This window comes from Caballeronia sp. INML2 (assembly GCF_023631365.1).
Lineage (GTDB): Bacteria > Pseudomonadota > Gammaproteobacteria > Burkholderiales > Burkholderiaceae > Caballeronia > Caballeronia turbans.
This window is the reverse complement of the sequence record NZ_JALQDH010000009.1, coordinates 1-18,760: the sequence shown is the minus strand read 5'-3', so window position 1 is coordinate 18,760 and position 18,760 is coordinate 1. Positions and strand designations below refer to the sequence as shown.

Annotated in this window: 14 protein-coding genes; 10 read left to right on the top strand and 4 right to left on the bottom strand. The window is 62.7% G+C overall.

The window, feature by feature from the left end:
- Window positions 1-20 precede the first annotated feature (20 nt).
- Window positions 21-359, top strand: a complete 339-nt coding sequence (locus NCT32_RS02710; protein WP_061117654.1) for a hypothetical protein — start codon at window positions 21-23, stop codon at window positions 357-359.
- An 84-nt stretch (window positions 360-443) separates the two neighbouring features.
- A complete protein-coding gene (pdeM, locus tag NCT32_RS02705) occupies window positions 444-1,133 on the top strand; it encodes a ligase-associated DNA damage response endonuclease PdeM (protein WP_061117655.1) in 690 nt (229 codons plus the stop codon).
- Here pdeM and NCT32_RS02700 read toward each other — a convergent pair.
- Window positions 1,096-1,539, bottom strand: a complete 444-nt coding sequence (locus NCT32_RS02700) for a hypothetical protein (protein ID WP_061117656.1) — start codon at window positions 1,537-1,539, stop codon at window positions 1,096-1,098. The genes pdeM and NCT32_RS02700 overlap by 38 nt on opposite strands.
- Window positions 1,540-1,866: 327 nt before the next feature.
- Here NCT32_RS02700 and NCT32_RS02695 point away from each other — a divergent pair, with 327 nt between their 5' ends.
- From NCT32_RS02695 to NCT32_RS02675, 5 genes are all read left to right on the top strand, one after another.
- Window positions 1,867-3,039 (top strand): MFS transporter, encoded by a 1,173-nt coding sequence (locus NCT32_RS02695; protein ID WP_250489875.1) that lies wholly within the window; start codon window positions 1,867-1,869, stop codon window positions 3,037-3,039.
- Window positions 3,040-3,061: 22 nt separating this feature from the next.
- Window positions 3,062-4,222, top strand: coding sequence for an MFS transporter (locus tag NCT32_RS02690; RefSeq protein ID WP_061117657.1), 1,161 nt, complete (start codon window positions 3,062-3,064; stop codon window positions 4,220-4,222).
- Between the two features lie 483 nt (window positions 4,223-4,705).
- Window positions 4,706-8,488 carry a type VI secretion system Vgr family protein gene (locus tag NCT32_RS02685; RefSeq protein WP_143756314.1) on the top strand — a complete coding sequence of 1,261 codons (3,783 nt, stop codon included), beginning with the start codon at window positions 4,706-4,708 and terminating at the stop codon, window positions 8,486-8,488.
- Between the two features lie 68 nt (window positions 8,489-8,556).
- Window positions 8,557-8,757 (top strand): PAAR domain-containing protein, encoded by a 201-nt coding sequence (locus NCT32_RS02680; RefSeq protein WP_061117659.1) that lies wholly within the window; start codon window positions 8,557-8,559, stop codon window positions 8,755-8,757.
- 262 nt (window positions 8,758-9,019) lie between these two features.
- The gene (locus NCT32_RS02675) at window positions 9,020-9,541 is read left to right on the top strand and encodes a hypothetical protein (RefSeq protein WP_143756315.1); all 522 of its coding nucleotides are present in this window, start codon (window positions 9,020-9,022) and stop codon (window positions 9,539-9,541) included.
- 346 nt (window positions 9,542-9,887) lie between these two features.
- Here NCT32_RS02675 and fahA read toward each other — a convergent pair whose 3' ends face one another.
- Both fahA and hmgA read right to left on the bottom strand, forming a co-directional pair.
- Window positions 9,888-11,174 carry a fumarylacetoacetase gene (fahA, locus tag NCT32_RS02670; protein ID WP_061117662.1) on the bottom strand — a complete coding sequence of 429 codons (1,287 nt, stop codon included), beginning with the start codon at window positions 11,172-11,174 and terminating at the stop codon, window positions 9,888-9,890.
- Window positions 11,171-12,520, bottom strand: a complete 1,350-nt coding sequence (gene hmgA, locus NCT32_RS02665; protein ID WP_061117663.1) for a homogentisate 1,2-dioxygenase — start codon at window positions 12,518-12,520, stop codon at window positions 11,171-11,173. The genes fahA and hmgA overlap by 4 nt, the downstream gene beginning before the upstream one ends.
- 252 nt (window positions 12,521-12,772) lie before the next feature.
- On the opposite strand from hmgA, the gene NCT32_RS02660 reads away from it, so the two are divergent.
- Complete coding sequence (locus tag NCT32_RS02660) at window positions 12,773-13,594, top strand: EAL domain-containing protein (protein ID WP_061117664.1); 822 nt, start codon at window positions 12,773-12,775, stop codon at window positions 13,592-13,594.
- Window positions 13,595-13,624: 30 nt separating this feature from the next.
- On the opposite strand, the gene NCT32_RS02655 is transcribed toward NCT32_RS02660, so the two are convergent.
- Window positions 13,625-15,169, bottom strand: a complete 1,545-nt coding sequence (locus tag NCT32_RS02655) for an FGGY-family carbohydrate kinase (RefSeq protein WP_061117665.1) — start codon at window positions 15,167-15,169, stop codon at window positions 13,625-13,627.
- A gap of 375 nt (window positions 15,170-15,544) precedes the next feature.
- Here NCT32_RS02655 and dalD point away from each other — a divergent pair, with 375 nt between their 5' ends.
- Both dalD and xylB read left to right on the top strand, forming a co-directional pair.
- A complete protein-coding gene (gene dalD, locus NCT32_RS02650; RefSeq protein WP_061117666.1) occupies window positions 15,545-16,924 on the top strand; it encodes a D-arabinitol 4-dehydrogenase in 1,380 nt (459 codons plus the stop codon).
- A gap of 170 nt (window positions 16,925-17,094) precedes the next feature.
- Complete coding sequence (gene xylB, locus NCT32_RS02645; RefSeq protein ID WP_061117667.1) at window positions 17,095-18,576, top strand: xylulokinase; 1,482 nt, start codon at window positions 17,095-17,097, stop codon at window positions 18,574-18,576.
- Window positions 18,577-18,760: the final 184 nt, after the last annotated feature.

Here is an 18,760-nt window from a genome sequence, read left to right as displayed (position 1 = left end):
TCGTCGAAAGAGGGAGTGCAATGAGCACGGCGATGCAGAACGCGCTGAAGCCCGTTCCGGCACAACTCATCGACATCACGTTGAGCAGGTCGGTCAATCCGCTGAGGCAATCGCTGTTTGATTTCCGGCCAGGCCATGTCATCCCTATTCTGCCGGCGGGGAGCTCGTCCGTGAACGGATGCCCGGTCAGCTACACTTGGCGGCTGGAAGTCGACGACGTGTCGATCACGCGATTCGCCGCCGTGAACGGCAACCCTCCGGCACGCGCATCGAGACCGAACCCGCGTATGAAGTGCGGGCCGAAGGCGACGCCTCTTTCTCATCGACGCATCACGCGCGGGAATGCGGCGCATCGGTAAGCAAGGTACTCGGCGAAGCGCTTCGCGCGGCGCCGGTCCTGCGGGCAGACGCCGGCATCTGAACATCAATCCACGCTCAATTTAATGGCAGTCGAAGCCCTGACCATCGACCTGGACGGCCACGCGCTCGTTTTATCGGCAGACCGCGCGGCCTTCGATCCGCTCCTGAACACGCTGTTCATCGCGGACGCGCATTTCGGCAAGGACGCGGTGTTCCGCGCGCGCGGCATTCCGGTGCCCGTCGGCACGACCGGCGAAAGTCTGGCGCGGCTCGATGCGCTCGTCGCGGCGCATCGGCCGGAATCGATCGTTTTTCTCGGCGATTTGCTGCACGCCCGCGAATCCCACGCCGATGAGACGCTCGACGCGCTGGCCGCGTGGCGCGCGAAGCATCGCGAGCTGGAACTCGTGCTGGTCGAAGGCAATCACGACAAACATGCGGGCGCGCTGCCCGCCATGTTCGGCGTCGATGTCGTAAAGGAACCGCACGTGCTCGGGCCGTGGGCGCTTTGCCATCATCCGCAGACGGTCGATGGCGCTTACGCGCTCGCCGGACACGAGCATCCTGTATACCGGCTCGCGACGCGCGTCGACAGCGTGCGCCTGCCCTGCTTTCGCTTCGGACCGCGCGCGGGCGTGCTGCCCGCGTTCGGCGCGTTCACGGGCGGCTTCGAGGTGAACGGCGCAGTGCGCGCCGAAGCGCTGTACGTGATCGCCGGCGAGCGCGTGTTTCCGCTCAGTGATAGGTCGTCGTCGACGATTGCAGCTTCGTGAGCTTGCCGCGCTGGAAGCCGTACCAGCCGAGATTCGACTGCATCACCACTTCCTCGCCCTGCCAGAACACGCGCCTGACCGTCATGCGCTGACTCACGCGCTGCACGAGCGGCGGATTGCGGCGGAAATCGTAGAGCACCGGGCCGGTGTCGGACTGCACGAGCATGCGCGTGACCGTGGCGCTTCCGCCGGACGTTTCATCGAAATGCGCAATGCGCTTGGCATCGAAGCGATCGAACACCTGTGTGTCGATGAGCGCGGCCATGCCGGATTCGTCGCGCAGGAAATGCAGCGCGCCCGCCTTCGTTGCGATGGGGCCGGCGGCGTCGCTCTGGGCATGCGCGAGCGCGCCGAGCAGCAACGTGGATGCGAGTGCGAAGCGAATATAGATTTTTGACAGTGACATCTTCGTGTTCGGTAGTTGATGCGTTCTTGTTGCTGCGTTTTTCCAACACTCTCCGGCATCTGCGACACGCAAGGATTGCACGGCCGCACGCGTGTTACCGGAAACATCTGACGCATGGCGGCGTTGCATCCGAAAGACCCGTGCGCCGCCGGCGCGTGCAGAAGAATATCCGTTCAGACGAGGCGTGGCTCGGGCCGGTCGGTATCAGGGTTTATACCAGCATCGAAAATGACCTTTCGGTACAATTCGAGCCTTCAACTCCGCCTCGGCGCCTGCATCGCTCACTCCGACGATGCGCCCAGACGTGACACCTCGTCCGCCTCCACCATGCCTCTGCCTCTTTTCGCTCTCGCCATTGCCGCGTTCGGCATCGGCACGACCGAATTCGTCATCATGGGACTGTTGCCCAACGTCGCGCGCGATCTCGCGGTGTCGATTCCGGCGGCCGGCATGCTCGTGTCGGGCTACGCGCTCGGCGTCACGGTCGGCGCGCCGATTCTGGCGGTGGTCACCGCAAAGATGCCGCGCAAGAAGGCGCTGATGAGCCTGATCGGCGTGTTCATCGTCGGCAACCTGCTGTGCGCGCTGGCGCCGAACTACTGGGTGCTGATGGGCGCGCGCATCGTCACCGCTTTCTGCCACGGCGCGTTCTTCGGCATCGGCTCGGTCGTCGCCGCCGATCTCGTCGCGCCGAACCGCCGCGCGCAGGCCATCGCGCTGATGTTCACCGGACTCACGCTCGCCAACGTGCTCGGCGTGCCGCTCGGCACCGCGCTCGGCCAGGCTGCCGGCTGGCGCTCGACCTTCTGGGTCGTCACGCTGATCGGCGTCGCCGCGGCGGGCGCGCTCGCTGTGTGCCTGCCCAAGCACATCGAGATGCGCGACACCAGCATCCTGCGCGAATTCGACGTGCTCAAGAACCCGCAAGTGCTGATGGTCCTCGGCATCAGCGTGCTCGCGTCGGCCAGTTTGTTCTCGGTGTTCACGTATATCACGCCGATCCTCGAAGACATAACCGGCTTTTCGCCGCACGCGGTCACCTACGTGCTGCTGCTTTTCGGCCTCGGTCTCACGGTCGGCAGCACGCTCGGCGGGAAGCTCGCGGACTGGAAGCTGCTGCGCTCGCTGCTGACGTTCCTTTTGTCGATCGTCGTGATCCTGACGATCTTCGCCGGCACGATGCACGGGCCTATCCCGGCGATGATCACGATCTTCTTCTGGGGCGTGCTCGCGTTTGCGATCGTGCCGCCGCTGCAAATGCTGATCGTGAATCGCGCGAGCGATGCGCCGAATCTCGCATCGACGCTGAATCAGGGCGCGTTCAATCTCGGCAACGCGACGGGCGCGTGGCTCGGCGGCTGCGTGATCAGCGCGGGCGCGCCGCTCACGTCGCTGCCGTGGGTCGGCATTCTGATGGCGGTGAGCGCGTTCGGCCTCACGCTGCTGTCGGCGACGCTCGACAAGCGCGCGCGCCGTCTCTCGATCGGACAAGCCGCCTGATTTCCGGCGCGCGGTACGTTGCATGAAGGGCATTCTCTCGCGTGACTTTCTCGCGCTGATCCTGAGCGTCGCGGTCGTCGGCCTCGGGCTGGGCGCGACGCTGCCGTTGACCGCGCTCGCGCTCACGCAGGCGGGCTACGGCACCGGCATCGTCGGGCTGATGACGGCGATGCAGGCGGGCGGCGGTCTCGCCGTCGCGCCGCTCGCGAGCCGCGTCGCCGCACGGTGCGGTGCGCGCGAGACGATCGTGGGCACGGTGATCGTCGCGGCGCTCTCCACCATCGCGATGCAGTTCACCGTCGATCTCTGGCTGTGGGCCGTGCTGCGCTTGCTGTGCGGCGCCGCGTTGATGCTGCTCTTCACGATCGGCGAGGCGTGGGTCACGCAACTCGCCGACGATTCGACGCGCGGGCGCGTCGTCGCGATCTACGCGACCAACTTCACGCTCTTCCAGATGACGGGCCCGGTGCTCGTCAGCGTGATCGGCGGTCTGCCGTCGATGCGCTTCGCGATCTGCGGCGCGATCTTTCTGCTGGCGTTGCCCGCGCTCGCGTCGATACGCGGCACGCCGCACACGCTCGCATCCGGCGACGGCGAACATGGCGACTGGCGGCAAGTGCTGCCGCGCATGCCCGCGCTCGTGATCGGCACGGGCTTTTTCGCCCTTTTCGACACGCTCGCGCTCTCGCTGATGCCGCTCTTCGCCATGTCGCACGGCATCGACGAGGAAGTCGGCGTGCTATTCGCCTCGGCCATCCTGTTCGGCGACACGACGATGCAATTTCCCATCGGCTGGCTCGCCGATCGCATCGGGCGCGCGAAGGTGCATGCGGGCGCGGGCGTGGTCGTAGTGCTGCTGTTGCCGTTGCTGCCGTGGGCGATGCCGCACCCGTGGATCTGCTGGCCGCTGCTCTTCGTGGTCGGCGCGGCGGCGGGCAGCATCTACACGCTCTCGATCGTCGCGTGCGGCGAGCGCTTCCGCGGCCCGATGCTCGTGTCGGCGACGGCGATCGTCGGCGCGTCGTGGAGCGTGGCGAGTTTCGGCGGACCGATGATCGCGGGGACGCTGATGCAGCGCGTCGGCGCGGATGCGTTGATCGGCGTGTTGACGGTGGCGGCGGGTTCGTTTCTGGTGGCGGCGTGGTGGGAGCGGCGTGCGTCGTCCGCGCGGGTATCGGAGTGAACGTCGTACATGTCGATCGACGGGCGGCTGCTTCGGCGCCTCCGGCTGCTTGAACTGCTCTACCTTTTTCGTACCGCAGGGTCATTTTTGATGCGAGCTTTTCTCTGCACGCGTGCAGTGGTTCGCGAGCTAGCGAATAAGCAACTCTACGGTATCCAAATCAACTTTAACTTGGAACAGCTGAGTCCAACGAGAACGCAATCCCCGCCCGCTTCCATTTTTCGACCGCTTATATCAGACACTTTCGTCCAATCGTTTAGCAACACGAATTGATACACAAATCCTGTCGGTTGCACGTTAGCCTTCAAACCCCAAGGCTCCTCGCTCCGAGTCGTCGGCCTGCTTAGGTTCCCGGAGGGCCGCCGGCGCCCAACCCCATTCCCAATGGGTGCACGCGCTTCGTGAAGTTGAGCACTGCTTTCGACCCGCTACGGCGGGTCTTTTTTGTTCTGGCTATACGTTCTTGGCACGAAGGAGGAATCGTTGAATCGCAGAGACGAATACTTTGAAAGACGCGAGCGCGCTTTTCAAGGACAACATCAGCCCTACTTTCTCGAGATAAGAAGCGCGCCGAGTTCGGCCACGGCGGATGTCTTCAGCATTGAGGGCGAGGAAGCCATCGGAGAGGAGAGCCGCTACACGATTCAGTTCACGCATACGTCGCACGATCTGTCCCAGCGCGAATATCTGGGCAAGCGCGGCTCCCTTCTCGTGCAGCCGCCGCACGATGCGATACGGCAACTCAAGCCCGATCCGGCACGTCACAAATTTGGCGTGATCACAGGCTTCTCCAAACTCTCGACTTCAAAGAACCAGAGCGTCTACGAAGTCGTACTGGAATCGCGCCTCGCGCTGCTTCGCAACACGCCGAAAGTGCGCTTTTTCTTCGACAAGAGCGAGCCGGAGGTCATGCAACAACTCCTGAAGGAGCACGGCTTCAACAAGATTTGGGCGCGCGTGGAGATGAATCTGTATCGGACGTATCGAAAGCGTCGCATCATCACGCAGTGGCACGAATCCGACCTGTCGTTTTTGAAGCGCCTCTGCGAACGCACCGGCATCTGGTTCGTCTGCGAGGAAGGCGAAGATTGCGAACTCGTTCGCTTCGGCGATGACCTTACGCATTATCGGCGCGATACCGAACACGAGAATCGTCCGTTCGAACTGCCGTTCCGCCCCGAGGCCGGAATGGAAACGCAGGGTACCGAGTCGGTGAAGTCGCTGGAAATGCATGCGGTCAGCATTCCGACGACCTATCACGTCCGTAGCTACAACTACCGGCAGGCACCCTATCCGATCGAGGCGACCGAACAGATTTTCGCCAAGGATGACGACACCAGCACTTACGGCGAAGCGTCGAAGGCTAATCTGGCGATCGAAACCAAGGAGGACGCGCAGCGCGAAGCACTGTTGCGCCGTGAGGCGGCAGAGGCCGCGCGAATCGAATACCGGGGCACTAGCGATGCGTTGGATGTGACGCCCGGCACCGTCCTCGCGTTCACTAACCACACGCTCGCCGATGCGAAGTATGGGCTGCTGATCGTGAGCATGAAATGCAGCGCTTCACGCAAGCAAGGGTACAAGGTCGAGTTCACCGCGGTTCCTTCCGACCGGCTGTATCGGATGCCTTTGCGCGAATCGGAATGGCCGCGCATCGAAGGCACGATTACCGGGACGATCGCGTCGACACCCGGATTTAGCGGTCCGTATATCGACGAACATGGTGAGTACATCGTCCAGTTCCACGATGACCGGGAGCGACGCGTGGCGGGTCTGAACAGTTGCTTGTTGCGGCTTGCGAAGCCCTTTGCAGGCAAGTGGCAGACCGGTTTTCACATGCCCTATCTGCCGGGTTCTGAGGTTGCCATCGCATTCTTCGCGGGCAATCCAGACCTCCCATACATACTCCATGCGCTCCATAACTCGCTGGACACCGATCCGGTTCATCAGGAACACAAGTGGCGCACGCGCAACGTCGTCATTCACACGGTTCGCAACAACACGATTCAGGTCGAGGACCGCGAGAATCAAGAACATATCAAGATCGCCACTGAGCCGGGTAAGTCACAACTGAACCTTGGTCATGCGGTCAGCAGTGGAGACCAACTTCGAGGACTCGGTTTCGAGCTGCGCAGCGATGCGAAAGGGGCACTGAGGGCCGGTCAGGGTCTGTTGATCTCGACCGAACCGCAGAACAAGGCGCAAGGACAGATCACGGATACGAGCGGCGCGACGGCTCTATTCGAGCGCACGCAAGCGCAAGCTGATGCGTTGGCGCAGGGTGCGGTTGCATCCAAGGCCGAAGTTGCAGACCTGAAGGCCGAGAATCAATGGCTCAAGGACGAACTCGCGGACATCAAGAAGCAGGTCATTGCGCTTTCGGCGCCTCACGGCATCGGACTGGCGACGCCCGATCGCGTGATGATCGGCGCAGGCAAGGACGTGAGCGTTGTAACCTCTCGCGGGTTCAATGTCAGCGCCTTCGAGAACGTCGCGATCGCCGCGCGCGAAGTGCTTTCGTTGTTTGCGAACACGATGGGTATTCGCATGTTCGCCGGGAAAGGACCGATCGAGATTCAGGCTCAGTCCGATGTGCTCGCGCTCGCCGCGCAGAAGGATGTCATCGTGACGAGCGCGAACGGCGCCGTGCATGTGCGGGCAGACAAGGAGCTTGTACTCGAATGCGGCGGCGCGTATGTCGAATTGAAGGACGGGACTATCACGCTTGGTAGCGCCAAGCCGCTGCAGCTCAAGCTTCCGGGTCTGAGGAAGTCTGCGGCGGAAATCATGCATTTGGCCGGTCCAGCGTTCGCGCCCGTGGTGGTGCCGTTCAGGACGAGTTGCGACGCGTGGCTGTACTCCGACAGCTTCGCGGAGAAGACGACGCCGTCGGGATCGAAGCAAGTGAACTGGGAGCGGCCGCAGAGTGCCAGCGCGGTTCCCGCTGCTCTCGCATCGCAGGCAATGCCCGACCCCGTTGCGTCAGATCCGGTGCCGGCCGGTGCCAGTGCGACCGATCAACCATCAACGGACGCACCCGAGGCGGATCACGATTCGAAGCATGAGTTGAAGCGATCGCCAAAGCCAAGGGACCAGGACCCAGAACCGGAGCCTATCAAAATTGGCAAACCTGTCTGGTGCGATTGGAAATTGAAAAATATGAAGAAGGAGTGTACGGCCTCGACCGAAACTAAGACGTATAAGGCGCTGACGAAGTTCAAAACCCCTTGGCTTGACAAAAGACAGAATCAGATCATGGGCGGAGGGAGTTTCCCGACGGCTTTCGAACTCAATTACGATGCAGAGAACCAAATCCTAACTGCGGTCGTTCGAATCAAGATCATTCCCGTCGACCTGGTACAGGCCGACTCAAGCGGGAACGCCTTGCTCGACGCAGCAGGAAAGATGCAGTCAGTTGCATACCATCACGATTTTCATTGGCCTGGGATTGCTAACGGTGTTGATAGCCCGATTTCCGGTGGCTTGCTGATGAAATACCGTGACGGGACAGGTCCAAATTTCGATATAACGACGAAGAGTCGCGCGGTTGAAAACACGCTAAATACTCATGGGAGTCTACTCATTCTTGACGGTTGCTCAAAAGGTGCACCGTTGGTCAACAAATCTGATTTTACGGAAGAGAACGTCACTATCCCCGCGCGAAGCTCAGTCATCTTCAAATTCCTAGCAGCGCCGAACGTGAAGCTTAGAGCAGGTATCTATGAATTCCACGTTCAGGTTTTCATGGATATCGGTGGATTCGGTCCGGTTGGAACGATGGGCAAAGCCGATTTTCACTCCGACTACAAGAATCCGTACCGCGTAACCTTCGACCGCGACTACCCCTCCACACCGCAAGAGTGGAAAGACTTCGAATCCCGAAAAGCCAAGGAAGTGTCGTTCCTTATGCCCGGCGCGACGGTTGCCGAATCCGGCTACTACCGCGCAACGTCGATCACCGGCACACGCGATCAGTTCGTGAAGAAGTTCGAGCAAGGCACGGCCGCGCCCGATCTCGATTTCCAACGCTGGGACCGCTGGGAATGGGAGACGGACCTCGCCCGCGCGACTATCTGCAAACCCGGTGAAACGTGCCCGCGCGAGGGCCGTTGGGTACTGCGCGCGAAAGACTTCTCGTACAACAGCAAGGGAGACATTACCTATTCACAGTATGAGCAACGTTTCCGAATCGGCGAGCAGCTTCCCGCCGTTGATATTGCCGATGTCGCCGGGCCGAGACTGTTCTGGGAATGGATGAGCGCGTAACGCGCGGCCGATCGTGTCCACGCCGGGGCATCCCGCCCCGGCTTGCTCTCTATTCTTGAAGATCGAACATGAAAAATCCAGTATGCAAGGGCCACCCGGCTTCACATGGCGGAGTCGTCAAGACCGCTTCATCCTCGTTCGACATCCACGGGCGCATGGTCGCGCTCGAGCACGATATCGTGTCCTGTCCGCTGCATGGAGATAATCCCATCATCGAGCACGGTGAAGGCTACGAGGAAGACGGGCGCAAGTGGGTCGCCGATGGATGATTGACCCAATGCGGCAACGTTGTCCGCGCCACCACGAAGGGGATGGACATCGCATGAGTACAAGGCGCATTCCAGACGTTCCCGAATACAAGCACATCGAACCGCCCTCCATCTGGATAGCGGTGTTGGCCTTCGTCGTGGTATTCGTAGCGGGTTTCATCGTCACGATCCTGAACTGGAAACAAGGCGAGTCGATCGTATCGGCTAATTTTTCGGCTTTGCACTGGGCCTCCCGTTTCTGGTCTGGGGTGCGTTCTGCGGCTTGCTCTATCTACCCTCCGAGGACTGGCATGCCCGCGTAGACCTATGGAATTTTCTCTGTAAAGACAACTTCAACAATTGGCGCGCGTGGTCACAGTGGAAGGTGTTGAGCTTGCAGGCCGCAGGGGATGTCATCGAAGCGCATTTGGCAGTCTTTCGCGGAGTGCTGCAAAAGCTTGAAATGGCACACGAACATATCGCCCTGTCTCGCTACGCGTTGAAGGACGTGCCGAGCATTCTTGATGAATGGATGGAGAATCAGAAGGTTCGCTATCACTACGGATATCGTGGGCGGAAGATCATGCCGGACCTATGCTTGATGCTGGCGTGTCAGCTTAACGAGGACGGCGCGTTCCCGGTATCGGAGGTGGCGGTCGGGATTTTGTTCGGCTCGTGGCAGATGCTGGGAGACACGAAGCCAAGCCCAAGGCGCGCCTGTTCCGCCCCATTCCCACGACCACCGACGAAATCGCCGCTGCCCTCAAGACTTTACAGACCGCCCAGCCGGTGCTCGGGTCTCTAATGCTTCTGATTGAAGGCGCGGTGATCGCGTCGGATGCCGGGGTCGTCTGGACCTGTAGTGCTTTAGGCGCGGGCGCCACGTTGATGTTTGTGGCGCTTCCAGCAGGGACGGTGTACAAGCATCGGCGACTCTGTCGAGAGTTTTACGAGCGTGCGCGGGGATAAGCGCGGCGCGCTGCCTGTTGAGCGCTGAAAGCCTGCGGCGTGCGCGCTTTATCCTTGGCTCGTTGGCGTCCTCCTGATGTCTCCGTTCGCCAGGTTCGTGGGCCTCGATGATGCTCCGGTTCCATCTCAACGACGAACCGTCCGAAATCTCGAAGCCACCTCTGACCCCGGCCGCTCGTTCGTCAACCACGCGCCGCCAGAACCTGCCCGGCACAAGCGCCGAAGCCAACCCGGTACCCCTCCCCCTGACACCATCCCCGCAAGATGACTTCATCGCCGTCCTGCAGGAACACGCGCTCGCCGCCCTCTTCCAGCTGCAGCGGCCGCTGGCCATTCCACGTGCTTTCGAGCAGACTGCCGCACGACTCCGGCGTGGGTCCGCTGATCGTGCCGGAACCCATCAGATCGCCGACGCGCGTATTGCAGCCGCCGACCGTGTGATGCGCGAGCTGCTGCGCCATCGACCAGTACATCAGCCTGAAGTTGGTGCGCGAAATGGTCGTGGCCGTGCGGGCGCCTTCAGCGCGCAGCGTGACTTCCAGTTCGATGTCGAACGCGTGATCGCCTTCATGACGCAGATAGGCAAGCGGCGCCGGCTCCTGCCGCGGCGTCGCGGTGCGGAACGGCTCGAGCGCATCGAGCGTGACGATCCACGGCGAGATGGTCGTCGCGAAGCCCTTCGAATTGAACGGGCCGAGCGGCACGTATTCCCATTGCTGAATATCGCGCGCACTCCAGTCGTTCAGCAGCACCATGCCGAAGATGTGCGCCTCGGCGTCCTCACACGCGATCGGCTCGCCGAGCGTATTGCCGCGTCCGATGATGAAGCCCGTCTCCAGCTCGATATCCAGCTTGCGGCACGCGCCGTAGACCGGGCGATCTTCATTCGGCAGCTTGATCTGTCCGTTCGGGCGGCGCACCGGCGTGCCGCTCACGACCACCGACGACGCGCGCCCGTTATAGCCGATCGGCATCTCCGACCAGTTCGGCAGCAGCGCGTTCTTCGGATCGCGGAACATCGAGCCGACATTGGTCGCGTGCTCCTTCGACGAATAGAAGTCCGTGTAGCCGGGAATCTCCAGCGGCAGATGCAGCGTCGCGCCGGCGCGCGGCACGAGCGCCTGGCGGCGCAGCGATTCGTCGTCGCGCAGTGTCGCGTCGCCCTGCGCGAGCAAGGCGCAGAGCGCAATGCGCACGTCGCGCCATGTCTCACGTCCGAGCGCGATGAAGTCGTTCAGGCGGGGCTTGTCGAACGTGCCTTGCGCTTTGAGGAGACCCGCCCGTTCGAGCGCGGCCAGATCGACGATCCACTCGCCGATCGCGACGCCCGCGCGCGGTTGCGCATTCACCGCGTCGCTGAAAATACCGAACGGCAGGTTCTGGATCGGGAAGTCGCTCGCGGGATCGTTCGCGGATTCGATCCAGCTCTTCAGGGCAGGCGCAAGTGTGGCCTTCAGCGCGTCGTTCATCGTTGCTCCGGATTGAAGTGTTTCGTGAGGCCTTGCCAGCACTCGTAGTAGTTCGCCTGCAGTTGCGCGGTGTCGAGCGCGAACTGCGTCGGCTTGATGAGGGTGCGCGTCTCGAACATGAAAGCCATCGTGGCGTCGACCTTCGCGGGCTTCGAGGTATCGCTGTTCGATGCCTTCTCGAACGTTCCGGCATCCGGCCCGTGTCCCGACATGCAGTTGTGCAGGCTCGCACCGCCCGGCACGAAGCCTTCGGCCTTCGCGTCGTAGACGCCATGCACGAGGCCCATGAACTCGCTCGCGACATTGCGATGGAACCAGGGCGGCCGGAACGTATCCTCGGCCGCGAGCCAGCGCGGCGGGAAGATCACGAAGTCGATCGTATCGACGCCCGGCGTGTCGCTCGGCGATTGCAGCACGAGGAAGATCGACGGATCGGGATGGTCGTAGCTGATCGAGCCAATCGTGTTGAAATGGCGCAAGTCGTACTTGTACGGCGCGTAGTTGCCGTGCCACGCGACGACATCGAGCGGCGAATGACCGATATCCGCGCGCCACAGCACGCCGTTCATCTTCGTGACGAGCTCGAACTTGCCCTCGCGGTCTTCATAGGCCGCCTGCGGCGTGAGAAAGTCGCGCGGATTCGCGAGCCCGTTCGAGCCGATCGGACCGAGATCGGGCAACTGAAAGAGCGCGCCGAAGTTCTCGCAGATATAGCCGCGCGCCGCGCCTTCGGGCAGCGCAACCGAGAAGCGCACGCCGCGCGGAATCACCGCGATCTCGTACGGCTCGACGTCGAGCTTGCCGAGCTCCGTCGAAATCGCGAGGCGCCCTTGCTGCGGCACGATCAGCAGCTCGCCGTCGCTGTTGTAGAAGAAACGGTCCTGCATCGACCGGTTCGCGGCGTAGAGATGAATCGCGCAGCCGGTCATCGATTCGGCGGCGCCGTTGCCCGCCATCGTCACCCATCCGTCGATGAAATCGGTCGGCGCGGCGGGCATCGGCAGCGGGTCCCAGCGAAGCTGGTTGGGCGGCGTCGGCGGCACATCGGGCGAACCCGCGCCGAAATTGCCGACGAGCTTCGCGCGCATCGTGTCGGCGGGAATACGGGTGAACGGCTTGTGCACGGCACCCGGCCGGATGCGATAGAGCCACGAGCGGCGATTGTGGGCGCGCGGCGCCGTGAACGCCGTGCCCGAAAGCTGTTCGGCATACAAGCCGTAGGCCACGCGCTGAGGCGAATTGCGGCCGACGGGCAGCGCGCCCGGCAGCGCCTCGGTGGCGAAATCGTTGGCGAAGCCGGATTGATAGTGCTGATTCGCGTCCGTGTGCGTCTCGAACGTTGGCATGGTCGAAATCCTCGGCGAAAAAATGCGACGGTCAGGCGGCGACGGCGAGCGCGGCACGCTGTCGCGATGTTTTACGCATGGTAAAACCAATTACGATTAGTGAAATTGCTCGTATACCCTTAATCGACGCCCTTACTCCGGCATATCAATATGTGAATTTGGTGCTGGACGCGGTGCTGCGCGCTGATACCATCGACCCTTCCGACGACAATCGCCCGGTACGGCACGCCTCACAATACGAATGCTCCATCCATGATCGCCCCGTCCTTGCCTGAACTCGTCGCCCGCGCCGCGGAACATCCGTTTCTCGGCGCGCATGTCGCGCTCGGCGAGAACGAGCACGCCGGGCAGGCCATCGCGCGGTACGGCGATCTGTGCATTTCGAGCGCCTACGAGCCGATCTTCGATGTCGGCACGCATAGCTTCCCGCAGACATTGAGCGCATCGCCGGAGAGCGCCGAGCGTTTCGGCGATGAACTCGGCGTGCAGGCGTTGACGTTGATTCAGGGCGATGCGCCGCACGATCCGTTCGGCCAACTGGAAAACGATCGCGAACTGGTCGCGCTCGACCGCCTATCGCGCGCGGTGCACGCGTTCAATTTCTTCGGGCCGCATCGGCCGGGGCTTCTGTTTTTGCGCGTGCACGAGCGGCTGTTGAAGAGCGTGAAGTACGACCACGGGCTGCACTTTTCTTCCGTGCTGACGGAGTTCGGCATGACGCCGTCGCGTGTGGTGATCGAATTGCCGGCTGCCGCCGTCGCGCACAAGACGTTTCTTGGTTATCTCACCAAGAGCTATCAGCGTTACGGGTTCAAGGTCGCGGGGAATCTGCCCAATGCCGGGCAGATCATGGCGGTGTCGGATATGGCACGGCTCGATTTCATCAAGATGGATGCGGCGCAGGCTTTACGCGATTCCGTAGTGAAGCATCTCGTGGCGTATGCGCATCGGCTGAAGATTCCGCTCATCTTCTCCAATGTCCGCGACGAAGCGCAGTTCAACGCATTGCAGCAGTTCGACGTGCACTTCGTGCAGGGACCGGTGTTCGATTCGCATCCGGTGCACGGCCGGTGAATCGCGGCGGGCCCCGGACGCTCATTCGCCTCATTCGACCCGCAAACGGTGCATCAGCGGCTTCAACGCGGGATAGAGATCGAGATAGACGCCGAAGCGATCCGCATAGACCCGCTGCCGCTCCTTGTCCGGCTGCGCACGTTCGACGAGCGTGACCCATCCGCCTTCCGCCGTTTCCCGCGACACCAGCCCCGCGCCCAGCGCCGCCAGCAGCGCGGCGCCCATCGCGGCTTCGACGTCCTGCTCGATCGACAATACCGGATAGCCGGTCACATCGGCGATGATCTGCATCCACAGATCCGAATGCGCCGCGCCGCCGACGACGATCAACCGGTCATCGAGCGACTGCGCCCCGCGCCGCCCCGCTTCCATGTTGTGCTTCAACGCGAACGCGACGCCTTCGAGCACCGCGCGATAAAGCGTCGCGCGCGTATGAAACAGGTTGAGCCCGACGAACGTCCCGCTCGCGCGCGCGTCCCAGACGGGGCTGCGCTCGCCCATCAGATACGGTAGAAACACGACGCCATCCGAACCCGCCGCAACCTTCGACGCCGCATCTTCCAGCAGCCGATGCGGGTCGCCATGCGGCATCGTCTTCGCCGCGGCGATTTCGGCCTGGCAGAACTGATCGCGATACCACGCGACGCACTGCCCCGCGGTGCTCGCGCCGCCGAACACATAGAGATCGTGCTTGCCGTTGTAGACATGCGGCATCGACACGAGTCCGTGACTCGCATCGACGGTCTGGTTGATGTAGCCCCAGCACATGCTCGTGCCGATCATCGCGACGTGATGACCCGCCTTCGTGACGCCCGCCGCGAAGGTCGCGACCGCCGCATCGACGCCGCCCGCGACGATCGGCGTGCCTGCGGCAAGCCCCAGTTTGTCGGCCCACTGCGGCAACAATCCGCCCACCGCTTCCGACGATTCGACGAGCCGCTGCGGCATCATCGAAGCGGGAATGCCCAGCATGTCGAGCGCCTCGCGCGACCACGCGCGCTTCGCCACGTCGTACACGCCGCCGATATTCCCCGCCGAACTGTGGTCGACGGCGAGCTCGCCAGTCAGTCGCTGGATCACGAATGCATTGGGCGGCAGAAAATAGCGCGTCTTGTTCCATACGTCGGGCTGATGGCGGCGCAGCCAGAGCATCTTCGTGAAACCGTAATAGCTGTCGACGCCGTTGCCCGTGATCGTTTCCAGCCGCTTCATGTCGACGTTCGCGCGCACCCAGTCGACTTCCGCCGTCGCGCGCCGATCCATCCAGATGAGGCACGGGTAGAGCGGTTCCATGTGCTCGTCGACGGGAATGCCCGAGCCGCCGTAAAGACTGCTCACGCAGAGCGACTTCACATCGCTCGAAGCGACGCCCTTCTCGCGCGCCTTCGCGACGACCGCCGCGATGCACTCCGTCACGGCCTCGAACCATACCGAAGGCCATTGCTCCGCCCACAACGGTTTGGGCGTATCCGGATGGTAAGCGCTCGAATGCTGCGCGACGATCGCGCCGCTGGTTTCGACGAGCAGCGCCTTCGTGCTCTGCGTGCCGATGTCGATGCCGATCACATAATTCATGTCCGTCTCCCGCGTTCTGTTTTTGCGCCTATCGTTAAAGGCAATTGGCTCACGCACCTTCGTTCATTGGCCGTCAGCTTGCCTATACGGGTTATTCCCGATGCGTACCCGTCGATGGAATTTGTGCGCCGCAGCGCCGTCCGGAGCGCGCGTCGGCGATGGATGTGCCGTTCGCGCGACGCGCGGTTTGCGCGGCGTCGCACGAACTATCGCGCCTTGACTTTAGTCCGGGCGAATACGATCATTCGATCAACGACAGAGCAAATGCTCACTTCAGCGCCTTGAGCGCCTTGAGCGCTTTGAGCGCCTCGCGCGCCATCGCGACCCGCCGTCCGCGAAGAACGGGCGCGCATCCCAATCAGAGGAAGAGACGACATGACTAGCGAAGCCAACGTGATCCTGCACATCGGCGCCGGGTCTTTTCATCGCGCGCATCAGGCGTGGTATCTGCACCGACTGAACGAAACGGGCGATACGAGCTGGTCGCTCGCCGTCGGCAATATTCGCGGCGACATGAATGCCGTGCTCGAAGCGCTCGCCGCGCAGCATGGGGCGTACACGCTCGAGACCGTCACGCCTAAGGGCGAGCGCGAATACGAGACCATCCGCTCGATCAGGAAGGTCGTGCCGTGGTCGGCCGATCTGAACGAACTGATCGCGACGGGCGCCGATCCGGCTTGCAAGATCGTGTCGTTCACCGTCACGGAAGGCGGCTACTACCTCGACGAGCACGACAAGCTCGACACCGCCAACACCGATCTCGCCGCCGATCTGAAAGGCGCGAAGACGACCATCTACGGCGCGCTCGCCGCCATCCTCGATGCGCGCATGAAAAACGGCGCGGGCAAGGTGTCGCTGCAGAATTGCGACAACCTGCGCAGCAACGGCGACCGATTCAAGGCGGGCATGCTGGAATTCCTGGAGCGGCGCGGCGAGACCGCGCTGCGCGACTGGATGATCGCGAACACGTCGTGCCCGAACGCGATGGTCGATCGCATCACGCCGCGTCCGACGCCCGATGTCGCCGAGCGCGTGAAGGCCGCGACCGGCTTCGACGACAAAGCGCCCGTGATGGGCGAGAAGTTCATCCAGTGGGTGATCGAGGACAACTTCGTCGCCGGGCGGCCCGCGTGGGAGAAGGTCGGCGCGGAGATGGTCGAATCGGTGCATCCGTACGAGGAAGCGAAGATCCGCATCCTGAATGCGAGCCATAGCTGCATTGCGTGGGCGGGCACGCTCGTCGGGCTGCAATACATCCACGAAGGCACGCAGGACCTGGAAATTCGCGCGCTCGCGGACGCCTACGTCACCGACGACGTCATCCCCTGCCTCACGCCCAGTCCGATCGATCTCGCGAAGTATCGCGATGTCGTGCTCGATCGTTTCAGCAATCCCTATATCAGGGACACGAACCAGCGCGTCGCGGCGGACGGCTTCTCGAAGCTGCCGGGCTTCATCGCGCCGACGCTCTCCGAATGTTTCGCACGCAACGTCGATCCCGATTCGACCGCCATCCTGCCCGCGCTCTTCTTCCGCTTTCTCGAACGCTGGCACGAAGGCAAGCTGCCTTACACGTATCAGGACGGGGTGATGGACCCATCGGCCGCGCATGCCTTCTTCACGGCCACCGATCCGGTCAAGGCGTTCACGGCAGACAAGCTCCTGTGGGGCAGCATGGCGCAGACCGAAGGTCTCGAGCGCGTGATGCGCAACGCGATTTCGAAGGTCGATGCGTGGCTCGCCAATCGCCCATAAGCCCGATGTTATCGCCGCCCTAAACGCGAGTTGAAACCAGCGCCGCGCCGCTCGGGTAATGTGCCCATGGCGCGGCGCGCTGCGTGGCGTTAAATTAGCGCCTCCCGCTGCATCGGCGTCACGCCTGTTTTTGGCCGGGTTCGATCCCGGCGACGACAAAGGGTCCGTTCATGTACTTAGGCATCGACCTCGGCACCTCCGAAGTGAAAGTTCTGCTGCTCGCGAGCGACGGCAGCGTCATCGGCACGGCGGGCACGCCGTTTACCGTATCGCGTCCGAAGCCGCGCTGGTCGGAGCAGAATCCGCTCGACTGGTGGGAAGGCACGCGCGCCGCGCTCTTCAAGCTGCGCGACAAATTCCCGGATGAATTCGCGCAGGTGCGCGGCATCGGCCTCTCGGGTCAGATGCACGGTGCGGTGCTGCTCGATTCATACGACAACGTGCTGCGCCCCGCCATCCTGTGGAACGACATGCGCAGCGACAAGGAGTGCGCCGAACTCTACGAGCGCGCGCCGAACCTGCACGAAATCGCCGGCAATCTGGCGATGCCCGGCTTCACTGCGCCGAAGCTCCTCTGGGTCGCGCACAACGAACCCGAAATCTTCAAGCAGACCGCGTGCGTGCTCTTGCCGAAGGATTATCTGCGCATGCATCTGACGGGCACGAAGGTCTCCGATCCATCGGATGCCGCGGGCACGCTCTGGCTCGATGTCGCACGGCGCGACTGGTCCGACGAGTTGCTCGCGGCATGCAGCATGTCGCGCCAGCAGATGCCGTCGCTTGCCGAGGGCAGCGAGCCGTCAGGGATGTTGCGGCGTGAGCTCGCGCGCGAATTCGGGCTGGGCGACCACGTGGTCGTCGCGGCGGGCGGCGGCGACAATGCCGCGAGCGCGGTAGGCATCGGCGCGACCGATCCGGGCGATGGCTTTCTCTCGCTCGGCACATCGGGCGTGCTGTGCGTGATCGGCGATCGCTTCCGGCCGAATCCGGCGTCGGCGGTGCATGCGTTCTGCCACGCGATTCCGGATCGCTGGCATCAGATGAGCGTGGTGTTGTCGGCGGCGAGCTGTTTGCGCTGGGTGTGCAAACTGACATCGACGGACGAGCCGACCTTGCTCGCGGAAATCGAAGCCTTGCCCGCCGACGTGTTGCCTTCCGCGCCGTTGTTCCTGCCGTATCTGAGCGGCGAGCGCACGCCGCACAACGATCCGTACGCGCAGGGTGTGTTTTTCGGCATGACGCACGCGACCGATCGCGCGCTGCTCGGTTACTCGGTGCTCGAAGGCGTGACGCTCTCGCTGACCGACGGTCTCGACGCGCTGGAATCCGCGGGCACGCAGGCGCGCGCGTTGTCGATGTTAGGCGGCGGTGCGCGCAGCGCGTACTGGGCGCAGATGTTCGCCGATGCCTTCGATACCCCGACGCGCACGCACGGCGGCGGCGAGACCGGCGCGGCGCTGGGCGCGGCACGGCTTGGCTGGCTTGCGGCGGGCGGCGACCCGGCGACGGTGCTCGCCAAGCCCGAGATCAAGCAGGAATTTACGCCGGACGCGGGGCGGCATGAGATGCTTCGGCAGCGTCTGAAGGGGTTTCGGGAGTTGTATCAGCATGTGAGACCGTTGTTTGATCCGGCGCGGCCGAGGTTGGCTTGATTTTGTGGTGCTCGTGGGCTTCTATGGAATTTGTTGTCGTGGTCGTTGTTGGCGCTTTTTTTTTCGGCGGATCCCGTTTTCTTTTTGGTTTATTAGCGTTGCCCCTATGCGGGGCGGCAGTCACTTTCTTTGCTGCTGCAAAGAAAGTAACCAAAGAAAGCAGCTCCACACGCCCGCGGTCACA

What these genes read in the sequence shown, in the direction of transcription:
- NCT32_RS02660 (WP_061117664.1), top strand. Translation starts at nt 12,773, where the DNA reads ATGATCGCCCCGTCCTTGCCTGAACTCGTCGCCCGCGCCGCGGAACAT.
- hmgA (WP_061117663.1), bottom strand. Translation starts at nt 12,520, where the DNA reads ATGCCAACGTTCGAGACGCACACGGACGCGAATCAGCACTATCAATCC.
- pdeM (WP_061117655.1), top strand. Translation starts at nt 444, where the DNA reads ATGGCAGTCGAAGCCCTGACCATCGACCTGGACGGCCACGCGCTCGTT.
- NCT32_RS02655 (WP_061117665.1), bottom strand. Translation starts at nt 15,169, where the DNA reads ATGAATTATGTGATCGGCATCGACATCGGCACGCAGAGCACGAAGGCG.
- fahA (WP_061117662.1), bottom strand. Translation starts at nt 11,174, where the DNA reads ATGAACGACGCGCTGAAGGCCACACTTGCGCCTGCCCTGAAGAGCTGG.
- NCT32_RS02710 (WP_061117654.1), top strand. Translation starts at nt 21, where the DNA reads ATGAGCACGGCGATGCAGAACGCGCTGAAGCCCGTTCCGGCACAACTC.
- dalD (WP_061117666.1), top strand. Translation starts at nt 15,545, where the DNA reads ATGACTAGCGAAGCCAACGTGATCCTGCACATCGGCGCCGGGTCTTTT.
- NCT32_RS02680 (WP_061117659.1), top strand. Translation starts at nt 8,557, where the DNA reads ATGAAAAATCCAGTATGCAAGGGCCACCCGGCTTCACATGGCGGAGTC.
- NCT32_RS02690 (WP_061117657.1), top strand. Translation starts at nt 3,062, where the DNA reads ATGAAGGGCATTCTCTCGCGTGACTTTCTCGCGCTGATCCTGAGCGTC.
- xylB (WP_061117667.1), top strand. Translation starts at nt 17,095, where the DNA reads ATGTACTTAGGCATCGACCTCGGCACCTCCGAAGTGAAAGTTCTGCTG.
- NCT32_RS02695 (WP_250489875.1), top strand. Translation starts at nt 1,867, where the DNA reads ATGCCTCTGCCTCTTTTCGCTCTCGCCATTGCCGCGTTCGGCATCGGC.
- NCT32_RS02700 (WP_061117656.1), bottom strand. Translation starts at nt 1,539, where the DNA reads ATGTCACTGTCAAAAATCTATATTCGCTTCGCACTCGCATCCACGTTG.